Source organism: Cupriavidus sp. 2TAF22 (genome assembly GCF_052115045.1).
GTDB lineage: Bacteria > Pseudomonadota > Gammaproteobacteria > Burkholderiales > Burkholderiaceae > Cupriavidus.
Genome location: NZ_JBFRFX010000080.1, coordinates 1 through 14,849, shown reverse-complemented (window position 1 = coordinate 14,849; position 14,849 = coordinate 1). Strand labels below are relative to the sequence as shown.

Below are 14,849 nucleotides of genomic sequence, written 5' to 3'. Positions count from 1 at the left end.
GTAATGACCTCGGGTCTAGCCATCCTCGGGCGTCTCCATTGCATTCAACCGGGCAGGCTGAATACCATGGACAGGCCCTCAGGCGGACATTTGAACTTTGCTAGAACCGGACATTACAACTTTGCCGCTACATCCAATGTTCGCATAATGAGGATTATGTTAAATGCAGTAATCTGGCAAAACCGTGCTGAAGTACCGCCTGTGTGCAAGCCTATCTTCCCGCTCGGTGCCTGACGCTCGCTCACACCGTATATGCATCACAGCTCCGTCCTCGTGGAACAGTGGCGACCGAGAGCCCGTAAGTGTCATGCCTCTAGGCGCCTGGCTCGCCGACTCTGCGCCGGCCAGGAAACGGCATCAGCCTTGCGACGCGCTGGCGAGCACCACTTGGCCTGCGGCCTCATTCAGTCTCGTCAACCGACACTCTCCACGCATCGGTCGGAGCCTTTCTCCGCTTGTGTCAAAGCGACGTCAATTTTCTTGCCGCTTGGACAATCACGAATCCGCGCTGCTATATTGCGTGAACTAAACCTGCCTCGGATCCCATGGCACGCTCGCTTGCGCTCGTCGCGTTGGCCGCTTCGCTCTATGGTTGCGCCGGCGCCCCGTCCTTCGGACTGTTTGGCGCCTATTTTCCGCTCTGGCTTCTGAGCGCCGTGGTGGGCATCGTGGGCGCCGTCATCTCCTGGCGGGTGTTTGTCATGACCGGCTGGGCGGATATCGTCTGGTTCCCGCTGCTGGTGAACACGGCAATCGGCCTGATGATCGCTGAAGTCGTCTGGTTAATCGGTACGGGGCACATCCTATGAAAATGGCCGGCGCCCGTAAGAACCCCCTGCGCGGCAAAGTGGTTGCCCTGGTAATCGTCCTGCTTGCCGTCCTGCTTTCCGTCTATGCCTGGCATCGCACCGCACGGTTTCCGTCTTCCGACGATGCCGCGCTCGATGCAGACATGGTTCATGTGGCCTCGCCCGTGGGCGGCAAGGTCGCCAGGATCCTGGTCAGCGAAAACCAGCAGGTGGCCAAGGGCTCCGTGCTGTTCGAGATCGATCCGGTGCCGTACCGGCTGGCCGTGGCCCAGGCGAGTGCCGACCTGGAACTGGCGCAGGCCACGCTGGGCACGCGCCGGCGCACGATTTCCACCGAACGCGCCAATGCCGCGATTGCATCGGAGCAGATCGCCCGCGCCGAACAGAACTATGCGCTGACCGCGCGCACCGTGGAGCGCCTGCGCCCGCTGACCGCGGATGGCTACGTGCCGAAGCAGCAGCTCGATCAGGCCCAGGTGGCGCAGCGCGACGCGGCTGTCTCGCTGAAACAGGCCAATGTGCAGCGTGCCGCGTCGGCACAGGCGGTGGGCACGGTCGACGATGCCATGGCGACGGTGCGGGCGCGCGAGGCGGCGCTGGCCATCGCCCAGCGGGCGCTGGATGACACTGTGGTTCGCGCCCCGCACGATGGCCGCGTTAGCGGCCTGACCGTGCTGTCCGGCGAAGTCGTGCTTCCCAACCAGTCGCTCTTCCTCCTGGTGCATACCGGCGAATGGTTCGCCGTGGCCAACTTCCGTGAAACGCAGCTTGCCGAAATCCACGTGGGCGACTGCGCCACGGTCTATTCGATGATCGACCGGGGCCATGCCATCCGCGGCAAGGTTGATGGCATCGGCGTCGGCATCACCGATACCGAGCGGCTGAACCTGCCGCGCTCCCTGCCCTATGTCCAGCCGTCGGTGAACTGGGTGCGCGTGGCCAAGCGATTCCCGGTGCGGATCAAGCTGGAAGATCCGCCGGAAATGCTGGCCCGGGTGGGTGCAAGCGCAACCGTCGAGATCCGGCATGGCGCGGCCTGCAACTGACAAATTGCGTCCGGGGCTGGCCGATATCGGCGCCCTGCTGGCATCGTTCCCCGGGCGCGCGGCGGCTACCACGCGCATTGCAGTGGCCTGCACGCTGACGGTACTTGTCACCAGCATCTATGGCACACCGGAAGCGGCCATCTCCGCCTATGTCGTCTTCTTCATCAATCGGGCGGATCGCACCACCAGCATCGTGATGAGCGTGGCGGCGCTGGTGCTGGTCACCATCATTGTCGGGTTCGTGATGCTGCTGGCCGATTTCAGTGTCGACGATCCGCTGCGCCGGGTGGCATGCATGGCTGTGCTGTCGGCCGCCCTGCTCTTCCTGACGTCTGCCAGCAAGTTGCGCCCGGTGGGCGCCATCATTGCGATGATCATCGGGTTCGCGCTCGATGAACTCGGCCTGGTGCCCGGCGGCGAGGTGGCCACGCGCGCCCTGCTCTATACCCTGCTGATGGTGGCGATCCCGATTGGCGTGAACGTGGTGGTCAATCTGGTGCTGGGCCCGTCCCCGCGCCGGCTGGCATCTGACCGGCTGGCGCATTGCCTGCGCGCAGCGGCAGCCTGCGTGCGCGATCCACGACCAAACGGTGCCGCGCTGCATGCGTTGTTGCATGATGGCGTTCAGCCGGTGGCCGGATGGCTGAAGCTTGCCAGGATCGAAGGCTCGGCCAACGCCATCGACTCGGCGGCGCTGCACCATGCGGCGGCGTCGACGATGGCGATCCTGATGGCGGCCGATGTCGCCGGCCGGCAGCCGGGCGCGCTGCCCGCATCGCTTGCCGATCCGATTGCCGACACGCTCGACGCGATGGCGCGCATGCTCGATGCTGGTGGCTATCCGGTGGAAATCGGGCTGGTCCTTCCAGATTCCAGCCAGCTTGCCCCGGCGCAGGCGGCAGCCGCCAGGGAATTGCACTCGGCCATCAATGGCTTTGCCCAGCCTCCCGAGCCTGGCACGGTCAAGCCCGCGGCGCCCGCAAGCAGCCGCGGCGGCTTCCTCGACGCCGACGCTTTTACCAACCGCGACCACATCCACTACGCGCTCAAGACGACCGGCGCGGCCATGTTCTGCTATCTCCTCTATCAGCAGCTGAACTGGCCGGGCATCCATACCTGCTTTATCACGTGCTATCTCGTGTCGCTCGGGACCGCCGCGGAGACCGTGGAGAAGCTCTCGCTGCGCCTGGCCGGTTGTCTGGTCGGCGCGGCCATCGGCACGGCGGCACTCGTGTATATCGTGCCATCGTTGTCATCCGTGGGCGGACTGATGCTGCTGGTCTTCGCGGGCTCGTGGCTATCCGCCTGGATTGCCCAAGGCTCGCCACGCATTGCGTATGCTGGCTTCCAGGTCGCGTTTGCGTTCTATCTGTGTGTCATCCAGGGCGCCGGCCCGGGATTCGACCTGACCATTGCGCGCGACCGCGTCATCGGCGTGATGCTCGGCAACCTGGTGGTCTATCTGGTGTTCACGCGTATCTGGCCGGTCAGCATTGCCGGGCGCATCGAGGCGGCACTGGGCCGACTGGTCGCGCAATGGCAGCAGCTGGTAAATGCCAGGCAGCCCGACGACCGGCGCAGGCATGCGGCGGCCGCGCTGGCTTTGCAAGGCAGTGTCGTGCAAGACCTGGTCCTCGCGCACTACGAACCTGCGTCCGTGGGTCCGGCAGCTGGATGGGTCGACGACCGCCGGCAGCGCCTGCGCAAGCTCGACGCAATTGCCGGACCGGCCTTCCTGCTCGCCGAGCGGTTCCCGGGCGACCCCGACCTCGCGCAACGGCTTCGCACGCTGCTGGCCCACGACGTGGCTCCGCAACCGGTGCAGCCCGCCGAATCCGCGGCCGCCCCCGGCCACGATGAACCGGTCCGCGACGCCCTGCTGGCGCTCATCGACAAACGCCTCGCCGAATCCCCTGACGACTCCGCCGAGGCGCCCCATCCTTCCTCGATCCATGCGCAAACCTGATTCGCTGGGGGCTCCGCTATCGCTGATAGCTGTGATGCTGGCCGGTTGTGCCACGTCGTCGCTCGATCTGGCACCGCCGGAACCCGACCGGCCGTGGCAACCCGCCACCACGGCGTCCGGAGAGATCGTGCCTGGCGCCGCGGCCAGGCCGGCAACCACGACAAGATCGTCCGGCTACGCGCTGCCTGCCAACGCGGCGCTGGCTTCGCTCGCACCGCCGCCCGCACTCGATCCGGCGCATGCATACTCGTTGCCGGAACTGATCGATATGGCCGAGTCCGCCAACCCGCTGACGCGCATCGCCTGGAACGACGCGCGCAATGCCGCGCTGGCCGCGGGCATCGCCAAGGCCAGCTATCTGCCGCATATCTCGGCCGCGGCCATGGGCGGATACCAGAACGGGCATCTTTCCACCAACACGGCCCTGGGAACCGCAGGCGCCAATACGTCCAGCCACGGCGCGGTGTCGGTGCTGTCGCTGCAATGGCTGCTGTTCGATTTCGGCGAGCGTGCGGGGATTGTGGGTGCCGCGGAGCAGGCTTCGATCGCGCTCAATATTGCGTTTACGGCCGTCCACCAGCACATCGTCCACGAGGTGAGCGTGGCGTTCTATCGCTATCAGGCGGCCCGTTCGCGCGCCGGCACTGTGCAACAGGCGATGACCAACGCGGATGCCGTGCTCACGGCGGCCAGGGCCCGCTACCAGCGCGGCATCGGCACGGTGGTGGAGGTGGCGCAGGCCACGCAGAACCGTGCACAGACCAACCTGGCGATGGTGCAGTCGCAGGGAGCCGAAACCGACGCGTATCTGGCCTTGGTCACAGCGATCGGCATCTCGCCGCTATCGAAGCCGCGCATCGCCGAGATGCCGGTGCGGCCGTTGTCGCCGGCCCTGCGCGGCTCCATCGAGCAGATCGTCGAGGATGCGATCGCGCGGCGGCCCGACGTGCTGGGCGCCTATGCGGCCGAGCGGGCCAGCCAGTCCAAGGTCAAGGCCACCGAGGCGGCGTTCCTGCCCAAGGTGTTCCTGTCCGCGTACACGTCGTATGCATCGGGCGGATCGGCCATCACGGCGATTCCGCCGATTGGCCAGCAGCCCCCGACGCTGAACCTCAACGGCTATCGCTACGGCGCCAGCGTATTTCTCGGGGTTTCCGTGCCTCTCTACGACGGCGGCCTGCGCTCGGCCGCGCTCGCGCAGGCGCGCAATGACGTCGATAGCGCATCGGCCCGCCTGACGCGGGCCAAGGACGAATCGGTACGGCAGGTGGTAGTCAGCCAGAGCGCGCTCGAATCGAGCCTGGCCGCGTACGACGCGGCCAGGGAACTGGCCGACGCGGCCCAGGTCACCTACAACGCGGCGTTTGCAGCGTACAGCAAAGGCGTGGGGACGGTGACCGAAGCCAACCTGGCGCAGAACCAGTTGCTATTGGCTCGGAACGCGTCGGCCGATGCCTATAGCGGCGCACTGGCTGCGGCCGCTACGCTGGCGCTCGCGACCGGGGCGATCGGCTCGGCGCCGTGACCGGCTGAATGCCGGCGCATTCCTGCCCAACCCGCAAGCTAGCGCGCCAGCGAACTGACAGGCCCCGGTTGCGCAGCGGCGCTCAGGCGCCGTCGAGGAAGGGATTGCGTTGACCCATGCGCGTGCCCAGCGCATCGGGAGCCAGGCTCATGCTGGCTGGATCCACCGCCGGAGAGGGACTGCGCGCGAGCGAGGGGTCGGCCGGTACCGGCGCCCTACCCTGTTGCATTGGCTGGACGCCGCCTTGCCCATATTGTTCGAGCGCGGCGGGCATCGCCCCCTGGGCGACCTGCGTTGTCGCAGGCACGGCCTGCATCGGCATCGCTTCTCCCGCTTGTGCGCTTTGTGCCGGCATCGACTGCGCAGGCTGCGCGGATTGCATCGGTTGGTTGGATTGCATCGGCTGGGTCGGCTGAACGGGCTGGGCCTGCTGCGCGAGCAGCGGGAAGGACGCGATCAATGCGCCAGCCATCAACAGGGATTTCGCCAGATGTTGCTTCATTCGATACCTCCTAGAACGCCTACAGGCATGGGAAGGGCCACTGTAGCGCCGAGGCGTCTAACATTCTGTTCGATTTTGCAACGGTGATTTACCAGCCTTGCGATCTGCCGCGAGGCAGGTTAAGTGCGCGCGCGACACCTTGACGGCGCCCAACCTTGATGCAACCGTCCGCCCCGCGTGGCTCGCTTGCTCAAGCCAGTCCCACGTGGCGCTRCAGCCGTCCCAGCCCCGCCCAATGCGGCGGCACAAGCCACATCCGGCTGCATTTCCCTGCTATCTACGATCACGCGCTGCGCCCGTCTGGCACCAACGCGCCTCAGTTCACGCTGCCCGTGCTCATCATGGAACTGGGTCCGATCACCCATGCGGACCTTGGATGCCAGAACCACCGTGCCCGGTCGACGCTGACAAGAAATCTGCCGTTGCTTATCGCGCAAGGGTAGGTTTCGCGCACCGCTGCCAGGCCGAAGCGGCACGCCCTTCACGCCATGGGCGTCAGCCGAGATCAACCGCCATGATTGGCTCGGAGTCGGCGGAAATCACTGCTGCGAGCGCATGGATTTCTGGCAGCAGCTTCCTGAAGTAAAAGCGTGCCGTGGCTACCTTGGACGCGTAGATGGGATCAGTAGAGGGACCGTTGGACAGGCCAATCGCAACCATACGAGCCCAAATCCATGCAAGACCCACGTGGCCAGCGAGCCGCAGGTAGGCGGCTGCAACGCTGCCCTCAGCGTGAGGATCCTCCTTGACTGGACGGCATGCGGGTACGCAGTTCTCTGCGCAAGATCTTGCCGACCGTGGACTTTGGCAACGCATCGATAAGCGTAACGTGTCGTGGCATCTTGTATCCCGCAAGCTGTGTGCGGCAGTGAACCTCCACTTGCTCCCTCGTCAGAGTGGGATCGCGCGGGACAACAAACAAGTGGGGTACCTCGCCTGAACGCTCGTCGGGAACACCGATACAGGCAACCTCCATGACATTTGGCATCATGGCCACGACAGCCTCGATCTCGTTCGGATAGACGTTAAATCCCGAGACGAGAATCATGTCCTTCTTGCGGTCGACCATTGTCATGAACCCCTGCTCGTCCATGGTCACAATGTCTCCCGTTCTGAACCACCCCTCGTCAAAGAACGCCTTCCGTGTTTCCTCCTCCCGGTTCCAGTAACCCCTGAAGAGTTGTGGGCCCTTGATAAGTAGCTCACCCGCGCCCCCCAGTGGAACGTCCTGATCATTGTCATCCAACAGGCGTACGTCCGTAGAGGCAACGGGAATGCCGATCGTCCCACTGCGGCCTGGCGGATTGAAGGTGGCGCTCGGCGAGGTCTCCGTGAGTCCGTAAGCCTCGGTAACGGCAGGCGCCCCCGTAGCGCGCCAACGCTTGGCTACGGCAGCCTGGATCGACGCTCCGGCGCCCACCACCAGTTGCGTAGCGCTGAAGTCGACGCAATGAAGCTCCGGCTCATTCACAAGGCTGTTGAACAATGTGTTGACGCCTATGAACATCTGAAATGGCCGCCGCTTCATCTCCGCAACCACCGACCCGGGATCTCGCGGATTTGGCACCAACCGATTTTCGCTGCCCACCGATAGCGCCAGCAACGCAGTGGCAAGCGGAAAGATGTGATACAGCGGCAGAGGCGTCACCATCGAAGCCTGCGGCGCTGTCAGTGCCGGCCTCGCCCATGTCAGAACCTGGGCCAGACTCGCACTGACCGACTTATGCGTGAGGATCGCGCCCTTGGATACGCCTGTCGTACCACCGGTGTACTGCAGGATCGCGATGTCCTGCGCCGTCTGGGAGACCTCGGCGAGCTTCCCTCTGCTTCCCTGGAGGATTGCTGTCGCCAATGGCAGGAGTCGACACTTGCCCGTCGCGTCGACTGCTTCAGCAAGTTCAGCATCGGCAGCCGCTGCCGGAAGTTGTCCGGCGACACGCTTCATCCCGACCACCGGCGCTGTCAGTACCAGCGAAATGCCTGTTTCTGCCAGTACTTGCTGCAATGACTGCTGCAGTTGGTCAGCAACGATAATGCCGGCCGCGCCAGAGTCCTGCAATTGGTGCTTCAGCTCACGTGGCGTGTAGAGCGGATTGACGGGCACCGCCACCATTCCTGCGCGGAACACCGCAGCAAGGCCAATGATGAAGGCGGGGCAACTGGGCAACATCAACGCCACGCGATCCCCCTTCTTCAATCCCGACTGCTGAAGAAAGGTCGCCAGCGCCTCGGAAAGGAGGCCAAGCTCTGCGTAGCTCAGCGACTCCCCGAGGCACGTCAGGGCCGGGCGCGCCGAGAACGAAGTGACCGTCCTTTCAATCATCGCTCCGAGCGTAGCTGTCTCCTCTACCTCGATCTCGAGTGGCATCCCGGGCGGGTAGGATCCATGCCAGCGTCTGGCTTCCATATTGACGTCTCCTCAATTGTTATGCCCCAGTTGTATCCGGGGTTGCTTCGCTCCGTTCCCAGCGGGTGGGATGGCGAACTCTCGGCTTGCCGGCGTGCCCAAATGATCGCGTTCTCTGAGCCGGATCTGATACCAGAAAACGCCGCAATATCTTTGGTTAACGTTCGTTTGGTAAACGATCGTAGGTTACCCGTAGGACCATGTCAACATGTATTCACGACCATCGACCACCCGCGCAGCCCCACGCAGCCACCTTCAAGGTGGAGTGAATGCGCTGCCATTGGCGCCCGCTCTGACAAACGGCTCTCAATCCTAAACGATCGTAATGCTATACTTCCCGCAGGTTGATATATTCAAGGTGAGCCGAATGCGATACTCAAGCAGTCACAAGCAGGAGACTCGGGAGAAGCTTCTGAACAGCAGCAGAGCGATTGCCAAGAAGGGAGGATTCGAGTCCACCGGGATCGATGCCCTGATGGGCGCGATCGGGCTCACCGGAGGTGCCTTCTATAGCCACTTCGGCTCCAAGACTGAGTTGTTTGCAGCCATCGTCGAGCAAGAACTAACCAACAGTTCGGAGATGCTCGCAGGCGAAGAGACCGGCGAAGACCATTTCGTAAGATGCATCCGTAGCTATCTGAGCAGTTCTCATGCGCTGCATCCTGAAACAGGTTGTGCCCTACCGACCTTGGGCGCGGAAATTGCGAGGGCCGATCCAGAGGTCCGCGCCACAGTGGAGCGAGCCGCGAAGAAACTGCACAACAGCTGGAAGGATCGCCTGAACGATCAAGATGCTGCCTGGGCATTGGTCGCGCAATGCGTGGGAGCGATCTTGCTGGCCCGGGTTGTTGAATCTGACCGAACCAGGCAGCAGATCCTCGCATCCAGCCGCCGCTTTCTCGGACGGTCTATCGAGGCGCTCGAACCCCTGAGCAAGACCTGAGCCATGACAGGTTGGCGCCTGCGCTACGCCCAGGCGCAACGCTGTTCTGAGGCCTGCGAGCACATCGAACCCGCCATCTACCTTCCCTGACCAAGCGGGCCCAGCCCTTGCGCCGCCGAGTTCTTTCCCATCCATTTCTGTCAATCTCGCTGCAGGAGACAACATGAGCCGCATAAGCGTCCAGTTTCACTTCGATTTCGGCAGTCCGAATTCTTACCTTAGCCACAAGGTCATCCCAGGCATTGAGGCTCGCCAGGGTGTCACGTTTGAATATGTTCCCGTGCTGCTTGGTGGCCTGTTCAGGCTGACCGGAAACCGATCGCCGGCAGAGGCATTTGGGGGCATCAAGAATAAGCCGGAGTTTGGACAACTGGAGATGCAGCGTTTCATCGCCAAGCATGGTCTGACGGCGTATCGGCACAACCCTTACTGGCCCGTCAACACCTTGCAAATCATGCGCGGCGCCGTGGCTGCCCAGAAGCATGGAACCTTCGCGTCGTATGTCGATGCCGTGTTCGCCAATATGTGGGAACAAGGTTTGAAGATGGATGATCCTGCAGTGATTGCGGGCGCTTTGAACTCCGCTGGCCTGGACGGCGACAACTTCCAGAATCACATCGCGGATGCCGAGGTTAAGCTCACCCTGCTGTCGAATACAGAGGACTCTTTCAAACGCGGCGCCTTTGGCTCGCCGACCTTCTTTGTCGGCGACGAGATGTTCTTTGGGAAAGATCAGTTGCGGGATGTCGAGGAGGAAATCCAGCGCGCGAAAGCGCGACTGAAGTAAGACAGCGGGGGCCTGCACAGGGCTTCCGCACGAGACCGGAAGCCCCGCACGCAATTTTTTAATGAGGCGGGCAGTGCGTCACGCAGTGACCCGACCTGAGGCCCTCTTCAGGCAGGCCCGCTTCATGCCGAGGCGGTCTGCGTGGATCCCCTCGCAGGCCTGTCCAGGCGCACTTCCCATAGGCCATGCCGCGGCACCTTCTCGTTTGAGTACTTGCGGGATTCGATGATAGTTTCCCGCAACGCCTTCTTCTGCAGCTTTCCAGTCGGCAAGCGCGGAAAGTCCAACACAAATGCGAAGTACTTGGGCGCGCGTATCGGGCCGAGCCTTTCACGGCAAACTGCACTAAGCGCTTCGGCAAGTATCTCTGCTGCATCAGGCATTCGTTCAACCTGGATCACCGCATAGACGGACTCGCCATACTCGTCATCAGGAACGCCGAACACCGCCGCGTCCAGAACCCGGGCATCCGTAAGCAGCACCTGCTCGATTTCCTGCGGATAGATGTTCACGCCCCCCGATATGATCACGAAATCCCGACGGTCAGACAGATAGAGGTAGCCGTCGCCGTCGAGGTGCCCGATGTCACCATAGGTCCACCAACCTTGCTTGCTGCGGCTCAGCGTCGTCTTATTGGCGTCGTTCCAGTATGCAAAGCTGGCGCTCGTCTCGAAGAAAATCGTACCCGTTGCGCCGGGCGGCATCTCATCCTCGTTGTCATCCAGGACATGAATGACGCCATCGGTCGCCTTGCCGACCGAGCCTTTGTGCCGCAGCCACTCCTCTGAGGTGATGGAGCAAGCGCCGATGCCTTCCGTGCCCGCGTAGTACTCGTGCAGGATCGGCCCCCACCAATCGATCATCGCCTCTTTTGTGTCCACGGCACACGGCGCCGCCCCGTGGAGCGCAACGCGATGGCTGGAAAGATCGAACTTCGCCCGCGTGATGGGATCCAGCCGAAGCAAACGGTGGAACATCGTGGGAACCCATACACTATGAGTGACACGGAACTGCTCGATTGCCGTCAGCGCCACTACAGGGTCGAAGCGATCCATCACCACCGCGGTACCGCCCATTGCCAGCGTCGCGGAAACATTTCGGTGCGGTGCTGCATGATAGAGAGGAGAGGTACACAGGCTGACCATCATTGGGCCGACGCCAGGCTGGCCTGCATATGACGCGTCTCGTGGATCCATCGCGTCGTACGGAATCGGCGGAATGACCTTTCGCACGCCCTTTGGACGACCCGTCGACCCGGATGAATACATCATTTCCCGACCGCGCGCGGGATCGGGAATTAGCGTGCAAGCGCTTGAGCGAAGCGCCTCCTCCAGGCTCTGGAAGCCCGAAATGGCACCCCCCAACGAGTAGCAAGGCACGGTGCCAAAGTCGGACGCAGCCAGGTTTTTGCTTCCTGTCGCCGAGGTTGAGACAACGACCGCACTTGCGCCGCAATCTCCGGCAATGTAGCGCAGATCCTCCTTGCTCAGGCTTGTCGACGCCGGGGTAAATACGACCCCCGCTCGCTGACAGCCCCACGCCAGATAGAGAAATTCAGGGCAATTCCCCACGGAGAAGAGCACCGCGTCTCCGCTCTGAATGCCGATGCTGCGAAGCAAATTGGCAACGCGATTGGCCCCTTGCTCGAGTTCGAGATACGTGATCTCTACCCCTGCAGGGACGAATACCGCAGCAACTTTATCTGGTGTCGTTAGCGCGAAGTGTCGTGGATGAGGCATTCTTCAACTCACATGGTTCCGACAACAGCAGCAACAGCAGCAACAGCAGAAACTGCGGCAACTGCAGGTCCAGGCAGGAGCGCTCGGCGGCATTGCGTATGCCCTTCCCCGCCCAAGGACATGGTCAGCTTCGCGCACTGCGTCAGACACGTTCAAATAAACGTTCGTTTACCTATCTGACGTTAAGTTAAGTCTTCAGCCCTGTCAAGCCCGACTGGACGCGGTAGGTGGACGATGACTGCATCGCCTCATCGGCATCCCGCTTGACAAGCTCCGCCCCGAAGATTAACGTCCGTTCACTAAACGATCATTTTCATGGAGACGCCGTGACATCAGATAGTTCGGAGCCCAACGTCGACGTCTGGCGCCGCGCAGAAGGTTYGGACATCCGTGACCGACTCGCGGGCAATAACCAGGACGCGGCAGCGCGTGGCGTGTTCGGCGTTCCGTCCTTCTTTGTCGATTCTGAACTCTTCTTCGGCAACGACCGGCTGGAATTCGTACGTGCCGCGCTTTCATCCAAGTCAATCCAAAAAGAGGCCCTTCCATGACCAAAGGAAAACTCGCCCTGATAACGGGAGTCGGCCCGGGCACCGGGCTGGCTCTGGTCCAGCGCTTTGTGGCGGGCGGCTACCAGGTAGCCATGATCGCCCGCAACCAGGAGCGTATTGCAGAAATCGCACGCGAGTTGCCTGGCTCCCACGCCTATCCCGCGGACGTCACCGATGAGTCGCAGCTGAACAGTGCGTTGGATCGCATCCAGGCCGAGCTAGGCCACCCACAGGTATTGGTGCACAACGCTGTGGGCGGTTCGTTTGGCAACTTCCTGGAGATCGAACCGCAGGTACTGGAGGCGAACTTCCGCACCAATGTCATGGCCCTCCTTCACCTGGCCCGGCGATTGGCGCCAGCCATGGTGGAGGCAGGCCACGGCGCCATCGTCGCAACTGGCAACACTTCCTCGCTCAGGGGCAAGAGCAACTTTGCCGGCTTCGCACCGACGAAGGCTGCTCAGCGAATTCTGGCAGAGTCAATGGCCCGGGAATTGGGCAAGCAAGGCGTACACGTCGCGTATCTCCTCATTGATGCGGTGATCGACCTCGCATGGACACGCAAGAGGTATCCGGGCGCTCCGGATGACTTCTTCATCCGGCCGGCTGATATTGCAGAGGAAGTCTGGCACGTCACGCATCAGCCAAGAAGCGCCTGGTCCTTCAACGTCGAGATCCGCCCCTTCGGCGAGAACTGGTAAGGCTTCGACCAGGCATAGCGCCAGCGAACGCGACGCGATGTAGACAATCGTCGAGCAGGAATGGTGTCACCGGCGACTTGCCGCCAACGGGCGGCATCCTCGTTGCTACGGCTTTGAGTTGAGCCTGCGGCGTACATTGACCGCCTCACTGAGCATGTCCAGCACGGCCACCGAATCATCCCATCCTATGCAGGCATCGGTAATGCTCTGGCCGTATGTCAATGCGGACGGACTGTGCTCTCCCGGGGTGAACTTCTGCGCGCCGGGGAGCAAGTGGCTCTCGACCATGGCCCCGAAGATGGATCGATTGCCGCTGCTGATCTGTTGCGCCACGTCGCGCGCTACATCAATCTGCCGCTTTGGCTGCTTGTTGCTGTTGGCGTGGCTGAAGTCCACCATCAGCAAGTTGCCGAGCCCGGCAGCGTCAAGTTCCTTGCACGCGGCCGCCACGGAATCCGCATCGTAGTTGGGGGCCTTGCCGCCGCGGAGAATGACATGGCAATCCGGGTTGCCCTTGGTGTGTACCGTCGCCACCTGCCCGTTCTTGTGCACCCCCAGGAAGTGGTGCGGACGAGAAGCGGCCAGTATGGCGTCGATAGCAATCTTGATGTTGCCGTCGGTGCCATTCTTAAAGCCGATCGGTGCTGAAAGACCCGAAGCCAGCTCGCGGTGCACCTGGCTTTCTGTGGTCCGGGCACCAATTGCGCCCCAACAGATCAGGTCGCCTATGTACTGCGGCGAGATCACGTCCAGCAGCTCACCGGCCGCCGGCAAGCCGAGGCGATTGATGTCAACCAACAGGCTGCGCGCTATGCGCAGGCCCTCGTCGATGCGGTAGCTCTCGTCCAGATAGGGGTCGTTGATCAACCCTTTCCAGCCGACGGTGGTGCGGGGCTTCTCGAAATACACGCGCATCACGATCTCAAGCGAGTCGGCGTGCCGCTGCCGCTGTGCCATCAACAGCCGCGCGTACTCGAGTGCTGCCTGCGGGTCGTGGATCGAGCAAGGTCCCATGATCACAAGCAGCCGGTCGTCCTCGCCATGCTGGATGCGGGCGATGCGCTGGCGCGTCTGCGTGACCAGCGTTTCGACAGCCGTGTTCCGGATGGGGAAAAAGCGGATCAGGTGTTCTGGCGGCGGCAGCGGAACGATGTCTTCGACGCGCGCGTCGTCGGTCACGCTGGTGCGATCCGGCGGCGCTTGCCAACCCTCGGCGATGGTGGGCGGAGACTTCTGCAGATCATTCATGGCTATCTCTTGGAGCTAAGACAAAAACCGCCGGTGCGTGCCGGCGGTCCAGGTTCGGTGGCGCTGCTTCCATCCATGCGCGGTAATTTCCTCCGCCGGTGTGCTGCGAGGGGCATACGGAAGAAGTCGAATCAGGATGAGCCAATTGGAAATCGTGCATCATCGGAACCACGTGCGTCAAGTATCAGACTGCCTGGATGAGGCATTCCTCGAATGGGCTCAGAGCCAACACTGCGCATGCTTCGCCCAGCGTTTCGATGATCACGGATAGCATGAAGTTGCCGATCAGCTTCATGAGATTCGCCTGCGAGGGATCGGCTCCCACGATACCCCGGGCAGCTGAGCCTCGCCGGGCAGCGCCAACAAGGATGGCTGTCGGCGAGCACCGCCAGCGCGTCGCCATTGCATGCGCCCCGGCCATCGGTCCGACCGGCGCTGCAAATTGGTCGCTATAAATCAGCCGCCCAAAAGCAAACCCCCCCAGTACTTGCGTACTGAGGGGTTTCAAGGGAGAGCCTGGCGATTACCTACTTTCACACGGGTAATCCGCACTATCATCGGCGTGGAGTCGTTTCACGGTCCTGTTCGGGATGGGAAGGGGTGGTTCCAACTCGCTATGGTCACC

General features: G+C 62.4%; 13 protein-coding genes and 1 rRNA gene. 8 read left to right on the top strand and 6 right to left on the bottom strand.

Going from position 1 to position 14,849, the window contains the following annotated elements:
* Nucleotides 1-545 precede the first annotated feature (545 nt).
* From AB4Z48_RS39435 to AB4Z48_RS39420, 4 genes are read left to right on the top strand one after another with little or no spacing between them, the layout of a single operon-like run.
* Nucleotides 546-809, top strand: coding sequence for a hypothetical protein (locus tag AB4Z48_RS39435; RefSeq protein WP_441624165.1), 264 nt, complete (start codon nucleotides 546-548; stop codon nucleotides 807-809).
* Nucleotides 806-1,855: a multidrug transporter subunit MdtN gene (mdtN, locus tag AB4Z48_RS39430; protein WP_441624163.1), complete on the top strand. Its 1,050-nt coding sequence runs from the start codon at nucleotides 806-808 to the stop codon at nucleotides 1,853-1,855. Before AB4Z48_RS39435 ends, mdtN begins: the two co-directional genes overlap by 4 nt.
* Nucleotides 1,836-3,821 carry an FUSC family protein gene (locus AB4Z48_RS39425; RefSeq protein WP_441624161.1) on the top strand — a complete coding sequence of 662 codons (1,986 nt, stop codon included), beginning with the start codon at nucleotides 1,836-1,838 and terminating at the stop codon, nucleotides 3,819-3,821. Before mdtN ends, AB4Z48_RS39425 begins: the two co-directional genes overlap by 20 nt.
* Nucleotides 3,808-5,346 (top strand): TolC family protein, encoded by a 1,539-nt coding sequence (locus AB4Z48_RS39420; RefSeq protein WP_441624160.1) that lies wholly within the window; start codon nucleotides 3,808-3,810, stop codon nucleotides 5,344-5,346. Before AB4Z48_RS39425 ends, AB4Z48_RS39420 begins: the two co-directional genes overlap by 14 nt.
* 82 nt (nucleotides 5,347-5,428) lie before the next feature.
* On the opposite strand, the gene AB4Z48_RS39415 is transcribed toward AB4Z48_RS39420, so the two are convergent.
* The 3 genes from AB4Z48_RS39415 to AB4Z48_RS39405 all read right to left on the bottom strand — a co-directional run bounded on the left by AB4Z48_RS39415 (nucleotide 5,429) and on the right by AB4Z48_RS39405 (nucleotide 8,255).
* Complete coding sequence (locus AB4Z48_RS39415) at nucleotides 5,429-5,848, bottom strand: hypothetical protein (protein ID WP_441624158.1); 420 nt, start codon at nucleotides 5,846-5,848, stop codon at nucleotides 5,429-5,431.
* Nucleotides 5,849-6,343: 495 nt separating this feature from the next.
* Complete coding sequence (locus AB4Z48_RS39410; protein WP_441624156.1) at nucleotides 6,344-6,664, bottom strand: acyl-CoA dehydrogenase C-terminal domain-containing protein; 321 nt, start codon at nucleotides 6,662-6,664, stop codon at nucleotides 6,344-6,346.
* Nucleotides 6,576-8,255 (bottom strand): AMP-binding protein, encoded by a 1,680-nt coding sequence (locus AB4Z48_RS39405; RefSeq protein WP_441624154.1) that lies wholly within the window; start codon nucleotides 8,253-8,255, stop codon nucleotides 6,576-6,578. The genes AB4Z48_RS39410 and AB4Z48_RS39405 overlap by 89 nt, the downstream gene beginning before the upstream one ends.
* Nucleotides 8,256-8,580: 325 nt before the next feature.
* Between AB4Z48_RS39405 and AB4Z48_RS39400 the strand changes: the two genes are divergently transcribed.
* Nucleotides 8,581-9,198 carry a TetR/AcrR family transcriptional regulator gene (locus AB4Z48_RS39400; protein ID WP_441624152.1) on the top strand — a complete coding sequence of 206 codons (618 nt, stop codon included), beginning with the start codon at nucleotides 8,581-8,583 and terminating at the stop codon, nucleotides 9,196-9,198.
* Nucleotides 9,199-9,361: 163 nt separating this feature from the next.
* On the top strand, nucleotides 9,362-9,985 hold the full coding sequence (locus AB4Z48_RS39395; protein ID WP_441624150.1) for a 2-hydroxychromene-2-carboxylate isomerase: 624 nt from the start codon (nucleotides 9,362-9,364) through the stop codon (nucleotides 9,983-9,985).
* A 122-nt stretch (nucleotides 9,986-10,107) separates the two neighbouring features.
* On the opposite strand, the gene AB4Z48_RS39390 is transcribed toward AB4Z48_RS39395, so the two are convergent.
* Complete coding sequence (locus AB4Z48_RS39390) at nucleotides 10,108-11,724, bottom strand: AMP-binding protein (RefSeq protein ID WP_441624148.1); 1,617 nt, start codon at nucleotides 11,722-11,724, stop codon at nucleotides 10,108-10,110.
* A 326-nt stretch (nucleotides 11,725-12,050) separates the two neighbouring features.
* Between AB4Z48_RS39390 and AB4Z48_RS39385 the strand changes: the two genes are divergently transcribed.
* Nucleotides 12,051-12,275: a DsbA family protein gene (locus AB4Z48_RS39385; protein ID WP_441624146.1), complete on the top strand. Its 225-nt coding sequence runs from the start codon at nucleotides 12,051-12,053 to the stop codon at nucleotides 12,273-12,275.
* Complete coding sequence (locus AB4Z48_RS39380; RefSeq protein ID WP_441624144.1) at nucleotides 12,272-12,976, top strand: SDR family NAD(P)-dependent oxidoreductase; 705 nt, start codon at nucleotides 12,272-12,274, stop codon at nucleotides 12,974-12,976. The genes AB4Z48_RS39385 and AB4Z48_RS39380 overlap by 4 nt, the downstream gene beginning before the upstream one ends.
* 105 nt (nucleotides 12,977-13,081) lie before the next feature.
* Here the strand turns inward: AB4Z48_RS39380 and AB4Z48_RS39375 are convergent, their stop codons facing one another.
* On the bottom strand, nucleotides 13,082-14,224 hold the full coding sequence (locus AB4Z48_RS39375; protein ID WP_441624142.1) for a 3-deoxy-7-phosphoheptulonate synthase: 1,143 nt from the start codon (nucleotides 14,222-14,224) through the stop codon (nucleotides 13,082-13,084).
* A gap of 514 nt (nucleotides 14,225-14,738) precedes the next feature.
* Nucleotides 14,739-14,849, bottom strand: a 5S ribosomal RNA gene (gene rrf / locus AB4Z48_RS39370); the annotation flags it as partial.

Bases quoted from the DNA above. Each gene is read 5' to 3' on its own strand.
- AB4Z48_RS39435 (WP_441624165.1), top strand. From the start codon at position 546: ATGGCACGCTCGCTTGCGCTCGTCGCGTTGGCCGCTTCGCTCTATGGT.
- mdtN (WP_441624163.1), top strand. From the start codon at position 806: ATGAAAATGGCCGGCGCCCGTAAGAACCCCCTGCGCGGCAAAGTGGTT.
- AB4Z48_RS39425 (WP_441624161.1), top strand. From the start codon at position 1,836: ATGGCGCGGCCTGCAACTGACAAATTGCGTCCGGGGCTGGCCGATATC.
- AB4Z48_RS39420 (WP_441624160.1), top strand. From the start codon at position 3,808: ATGCGCAAACCTGATTCGCTGGGGGCTCCGCTATCGCTGATAGCTGTG.
- AB4Z48_RS39415 (WP_441624158.1), bottom strand. From the start codon at position 5,848: ATGAAGCAACATCTGGCGAAATCCCTGTTGATGGCTGGCGCATTGATC.
- AB4Z48_RS39410 (WP_441624156.1), bottom strand. From the start codon at position 6,664: ATGCGTTGCCAAAGTCCACGGTCGGCAAGATCTTGCGCAGAGAACTGC.
- AB4Z48_RS39405 (WP_441624154.1), bottom strand. From the start codon at position 8,255: ATGGAAGCCAGACGCTGGCATGGATCCTACCCGCCCGGGATGCCACTC.
- AB4Z48_RS39400 (WP_441624152.1), top strand. From the start codon at position 8,581: ATGCTATACTTCCCGCAGGTTGATATATTCAAGGTGAGCCGAATGCGA.
- AB4Z48_RS39395 (WP_441624150.1), top strand. From the start codon at position 9,362: ATGAGCCGCATAAGCGTCCAGTTTCACTTCGATTTCGGCAGTCCGAAT.
- AB4Z48_RS39390 (WP_441624148.1), bottom strand. From the start codon at position 11,724: ATGCCTCATCCACGACACTTCGCGCTAACGACACCAGATAAAGTTGCT.
- AB4Z48_RS39380 (WP_441624144.1), top strand. From the start codon at position 12,272: ATGACCAAAGGAAAACTCGCCCTGATAACGGGAGTCGGCCCGGGCACC.
- AB4Z48_RS39375 (WP_441624142.1), bottom strand. From the start codon at position 14,224: ATGAATGATCTGCAGAAGTCTCCGCCCACCATCGCCGAGGGTTGGCAA.